The 4,546-nt window shown below is 72.2% G+C and carries 7 protein-coding genes; 6 read left to right on the top strand and 1 reads right to left on the bottom strand.

Features of this window, described 5'->3' with window-relative positions; genetic code table 11:
* From KME75_RS40115 to KME75_RS40095, 6 genes are all read left to right on the top strand, one after another.
* Nucleotides 1–275 (top strand): hypothetical protein (locus tag KME75_RS40115; protein ID WP_219420227.1); only part of this gene is annotated, 275 nt, incomplete at its 5' end.
* A 108-nt stretch (nt 276–383) separates the two neighbouring features.
* Entirely contained in the window at nt 384–1,112 is a 729-nt protein-coding gene (locus KME75_RS46460) for a hypothetical protein (protein ID WP_308283487.1), read from the top strand.
* Complete coding sequence (locus tag KME75_RS40110) at nt 1,030–1,647, top strand: thioredoxin family protein (protein WP_308283486.1); 618 nt, start codon at nt 1,030–1,032, stop codon at nt 1,645–1,647. The genes KME75_RS46460 and KME75_RS40110 overlap by 83 nt, the downstream gene beginning before the upstream one ends.
* An 11-nt stretch (nt 1,648–1,658) precedes the next feature.
* Nucleotides 1,659–2,090, top strand: a complete 432-nt coding sequence (locus tag KME75_RS40105) for a MerR family transcriptional regulator (RefSeq protein ID WP_219420225.1) — start codon at nt 1,659–1,661, stop codon at nt 2,088–2,090.
* A gap of 408 nt (nt 2,091–2,498) precedes the next feature.
* Nucleotides 2,499–3,491, top strand: a complete 993-nt coding sequence (locus KME75_RS40100) for an arsenic resistance protein (RefSeq protein ID WP_246633752.1) — start codon at nt 2,499–2,501, stop codon at nt 3,489–3,491.
* 431 nt (nt 3,492–3,922) lie between these two features.
* Complete coding sequence (locus KME75_RS40095; RefSeq protein WP_219420224.1) at nt 3,923–4,417, top strand: Rv3235 family protein; 495 nt, start codon at nt 3,923–3,925, stop codon at nt 4,415–4,417.
* 2 nt (nt 4,418–4,419) lie between these two features.
* Here KME75_RS40095 and KME75_RS40090 read toward each other — a convergent pair.
* The coding region (locus KME75_RS40090) for an SDR family oxidoreductase (protein ID WP_219420228.1) at nt 4,420–4,546 on the bottom strand (127 nt) is incomplete at its 5' end.

Here is a 4,546-nt window from a genome sequence, read left to right as displayed (position 1 = left end):
GCTGGTCCCCGACCAGCCTCCCCACCAGCACCCGCAAGGACTACGCCGAGGTGATCGACCAGCTGGGGCGGGCGCTGCGGCTGCACCGCACGGCTGAGACCACCGACGGGGGGAAGCCGAAGAAGCCGACGCCGCCGGCGTGCGTGTGCGATTGCGGGCGCCGCATCCGGGTCTCGCCGACCGTGCTGGCCGCCGGGCCGATCACCTGTGGGGTATGCGGCAGCGACTTCGAGCCCGACCATGTCAGCGACAACGAGGCCGGGGGTGCGGCGTGATCACGGGGCTTCCGCGGTGCTGGCGGGTCCACGCTCGGCGCGGCGGTGGTGCCGTAGGTATTGGTCAATCGGCCCCCGAGGGGCGGGTGTTGTCTTACGGTGCTGGTCGTGGAGGACACGACGCTCGCGTGGGTTTGCGCGCCGAACCTGCGGCTGTACGACGAGGACCCGGGCCCGCGGGCGACGAATGTCGGCAGCAGCCAGGAGCCGCGTGTGGTGGACCGGCGCGAGGCGCTGGTTGAGCTCTACGCCCGTCAGATCCTGCTCGAGCTGCGCGCAGAGCTCCCGCGCATCCTGGCGCTGCGCGATGACTGCGCGCGCGAGGCCGCGGCCGCGCGCACACTGCGGGAGGCGTGGCGGGTGGTGCAGGCCCGGCGGGGCGGGCCGCACCCGCAGCCGTGGCCGCGCGCCCTGCGCGCGTTGACGTGGGCGTTGCGGCGGGACATCTCCACCCAGTGGACGCTGGGCGCCGAGCTCGCCGACCGCGCCGCGCACATGGTCACCGAGGCCGAGGCCGATCGGGACGCGAAGGCCCGGGCCCGGCTGCTCGCCAGCACCGTGGAGACGCGGATCATCTCCGGCGGGGGGACTGACATCTCACCAGCTCGTTGCGGTGTGATGGAGGCCACGTTGAGGGTTGTACTGAGGTACAGGCTTAGCGTCGTGGACGTCAATTCAGGAGCGCTGCGGAGGTGGCGGGATGGCGGTGACGGTCACCGGGGAGACGTTCGACCGGGAGGTTGGGGCGTCTCCGGTGCCGGTGGTGGTGGAGTTCTTCGCGACCTGGTGTGGCAACTGCCGGCGGGTGGCGCCGGTCCTGGACCGGTTGGCGGCTGAGTTCGCTGCGTCGGTGAGGTTCGTGCAGGTCAACGCGGACGAGAGCCCGGGCCTGGTGGAGCTGTTCGGGGTGTCGTCGACGCCGACGCTGTTCGTGGTGGACGGCGGTAAGCAGCCGGTCACCGTGGTGGGTGCGCAGCCGGAGGCGGTGCTGCGGGGGTTGTTCGAGCTGGCGGCCGGCCGGGTGGAGGGCGCTCGGTCGGAGCTGGCCTGGGTGACCGCTGATGCGTGCACGCTGCCCACGGCCGAGCGGCCGACCCGGCTGGCGGAGTTCGACGGCCTGTTCGCGTGGCTGCGGGGATTGCGCCGTGAGGAGCCGGGGTGGCTGCGGCTGCGGCTCGACGACGGCGAGGGGGTGGAGGAGAACGCGCGGGACCTGACCGCCCGGGAGGCGTCGTGCTGCTCGTTCTTCGACTTCGACGTCCACCGGGGTGATGGCGAGCTGGTGGTGGACGTGCGGGTGCCGGCGAGCCGGGTCATCGTGCTGGACGGCCTGACCGCGCAGGCGGAGGCCGCGTATGCGGCGCGCGTGTGAAGGAGTCAGTGATGAGGTCCGGGCAGCTGGCCAAGGCGGCCGGGGTGAACGTGCAGACGTTGCGCTACTACGAGCGCCGCGGTCTGCTGCCCGAGCCTCGCCGGACGTTGGGCGGGTACCGCGAGTACGACGAAGACGCGGTCGCGCTGCTGCGCGTGGTGAAGTCCGCGCAGCGGCTCGGCTTCACCCTCGACGAAGTGGCCGAGCTACTGGACGCAGGTCGGCGGCGGCACCCGACCGCTGATCTGCAGGAGCGGGCCCGGGCGAAGCTCGCCGAGGTCGAGGACCGCATGGCGGATCTCGCCCGGATCCGCGACGGGCTGCTCCAGGTCGTGCAGGCCCGCTGCGACAGCCTCGCGAACTGCACGTGCCAGGACTGCCCGCTGCCTTTCATCGAACTGGCCGAGCTGCGTCCATCCCCCTCCCGAGGAGAGTCGGCGTGACCCTCGATCCCGACCGGAATCTGCTCGCGCAGGACAGCGGCTCGGCGGCCCGAGGGTCGCGACCGAGCCGCTTGGGAGCGCGGAGCAAGCTCGCTGGGGTGCTGGGTGTTCTCGCGTGCGCTGGGTGCTGTGCGGTGCCGGTGCTGGTCCCTCTCGGGGTACTGACCGGGGGCGGAGTCGCGGCGGCCACCACCGGTCTCACCGTCGTCGCCGTGATCCTGTTCGTCGCAGCCGCTCTGCTCTGGTTTCTGCACCTGCGAACAAGGCGTCGGGCCGCTGGGCATCAGGGCTGTGGCTCGGGCGATTGCACCTGTCACAGCTGAGCGACAGCACGCCCGCGCCGACGTGCGGGGCTAGGCAGAATGAGACCGAAGCGGGCAAGGGCGCCTCAACGGATCGCAGTCGGACATGGAGGCGTTGTTGCAGCAGGGGACGAGCGGCCTGGTGGACCGGATGGAGCGCCACCAGGTGGCGATCTACGTCGGGGCGATCCTGGCCGGGGTGCTCGTCGGGTTCCTCGCGCCGTCGGCCGGGCCAGGCCTCGAGGTTGCGATCAATCCGGTGCTCGGGTCCCTGCTCTACGTGACGTTCCTGCAGGTGCCGGCGCGCGAGCTGCTGCGGTCCTTGCGCGCGGGGCGGTTCCTGGGCGCGGCCCTGGTCGTCAACTTCGTGGTCGTGCCGCTGGTCGTCGCGGCCATGTTCGGGTTCCTGCCTGCTGTTCTGGGCGTCCGGCTGGGTGTGCTGCTGGTGCTGCTCACCCCGTGCGTGGACTACGTGATCGTGTTCAGCGGCCTCGCCGGTGGGAGTAGTGATCGGCTCCTCGCCGCGACGCCGCTGCTGCTCGTCGCGCAGATGGCGCTGCTGCCGGTGTTCCTGTTGCTGTTCATGGGGCCTGCGCTGGCCGACGTGATCGAGGTCGGCCCCTTCGTTGAGGCGTTCGTCGTGCTGATCGTGATTCCGCTGGCGCTGGCCTGGCTCACCCAGGCTTGGGCGGCCCGGAGGCCCGCCGGGGAGGCCTTCTCGTCCTGGGCCGGCGCGTTGATGGTGCCGCTCATGGTCGCCACCTTGCTCGTGGTGGTCGCCTCGCAGGTTCCGAAGCTCGGCGACGGCGGCACGGTCGTGCTCGGGGTCGTCCCGTTCTACGTCGTGTTCCTGGTCGTCATGGCGGGGCTCGGCCTGGTCGTCGCCCGGGCCTTCCGCCTCGACACGAGCGCTGGCCGCGCGATCGTCTTCACCGGCGCCACGCGCAACTCACTGGTCGTGCTCCCGTTGGCGCTGGCCCTGCCGGACACCCTCGCGGTCGCGGCCGTCGTGATCGTGACGCAAACGCTGGTCGAGGTCGTGGGCATGGTGGTTTACGTGCGCGCGATCCCGCGGCTCCTGCCGGAACCGGTGGGCTGATCGAGCGCCGCTGCAGCGGTAGTGGCCGGAAAGCCGGCCCTGCCGGCCCCGACCGGGCCGGAAGTAGAGGGCGTGGGTCGGCGGGGCCGGCGCAGCTGGCGACGCCGCCGCCGCAGGCGGCGCCGTGGTGATCCGGGGAGTGCCCGGCGACAGGGGGTTGCGTAGGCCTCGGGTTGCGCTCAGGGCCGCGCGGGCCGAGAGAACTCCTGGTGGACCGCCTTCGGCGGGGGCCTGTCGGCCCTTGGCTTAGCACGGCCTGACTCACCGTCAAGGGCGCTGCGCTGCGCTCCGCGTCGCTGCGCGACGGCCGTCCGCCGCCCTTGACGGCGAGCCTCCACGGCCGTGCTGGGGCGCCTTGCGGCGGCGGGGGACAGCACCCCGCCACCCCAAAGGGGGACGGGCCGACAGGCCCTGGGCGCGGGGAGACCACGATGACCAGCAGCAGTGGGAAGGCTCTCCGGATCCGTCCGATCGCCTACGAGCCGACCGCCGAACCGGCGCAGCCGTCGACGATGTCCTGTCCGCATTGCGGCGCATCGATCACGTTCGGAGCTTCCGACTCGGCGCCGGACACGTCCGATGTACATGCCGCGGCGATCGTGGTGGACTTGCCGGATGCCGGGGCGGTACAGCTTCCGGTGGCGCGGATGCTCTGGCTAATCTTCGAGGTGATCAACGCCCGGCGTCCGGTCGCACAGCTGGCCGGGGTGGCTGCGCCGTCCGTGCTGCGCTACGCCCGTGCGGCGCGGCTGGCCGGGCGCCCGGCGCGGGTGTCGCGGCTGCTGTCGCTTCGCGTGTGCCGCCCGGCCGAGCACGCCGTGGAGGCGGCCGCCGTCGTGGCCGTTGACCAGCGGCACCGCGCCGTCGCCGCACGCTTTGAGCAGGAGCAGACCGGCTGGCTGTGCGTCGCACTGCGCATCCTCTAGCGCTAGGCGCCCTGGCCGGACATCTGCATCAGCCCGCCGTCCATGACGTAGGTTGCGCCGGTGACGTAGTCGGCCTCGCTGGAGGCGAGGAACACCGCGAGCCGGGCGATCTCCTCGGGTTGGGCGGCG

Origin of the sequence: Pseudonocardia nigra (assembly GCF_019396355.1) — a bacterium.
In the GTDB taxonomy this organism is placed as follows: Bacteria; Actinomycetota; Actinomycetes; order Mycobacteriales; family Pseudonocardiaceae; genus Pseudonocardia; species Pseudonocardia nigra.
Note: the sequence above shows the minus strand (reverse complement) of the source record. Positions and strands in the feature narration are given on the sequence as shown.

Excerpts from the sequence above, each read along its gene's own strand:
- KME75_RS40105 (WP_219420225.1), top strand. The coding sequence starts at position 1,659 with ATGAGGTCCGGGCAGCTGGCCAAGGCGGCCGGGGTGAACGTGCAGACG.
- KME75_RS40100 (WP_246633752.1), top strand. The coding sequence starts at position 2,499 with ATGGAGGCGTTGTTGCAGCAGGGGACGAGCGGCCTGGTGGACCGGATG.
- KME75_RS40095 (WP_219420224.1), top strand. The coding sequence starts at position 3,923 with ATGACCAGCAGCAGTGGGAAGGCTCTCCGGATCCGTCCGATCGCCTAC.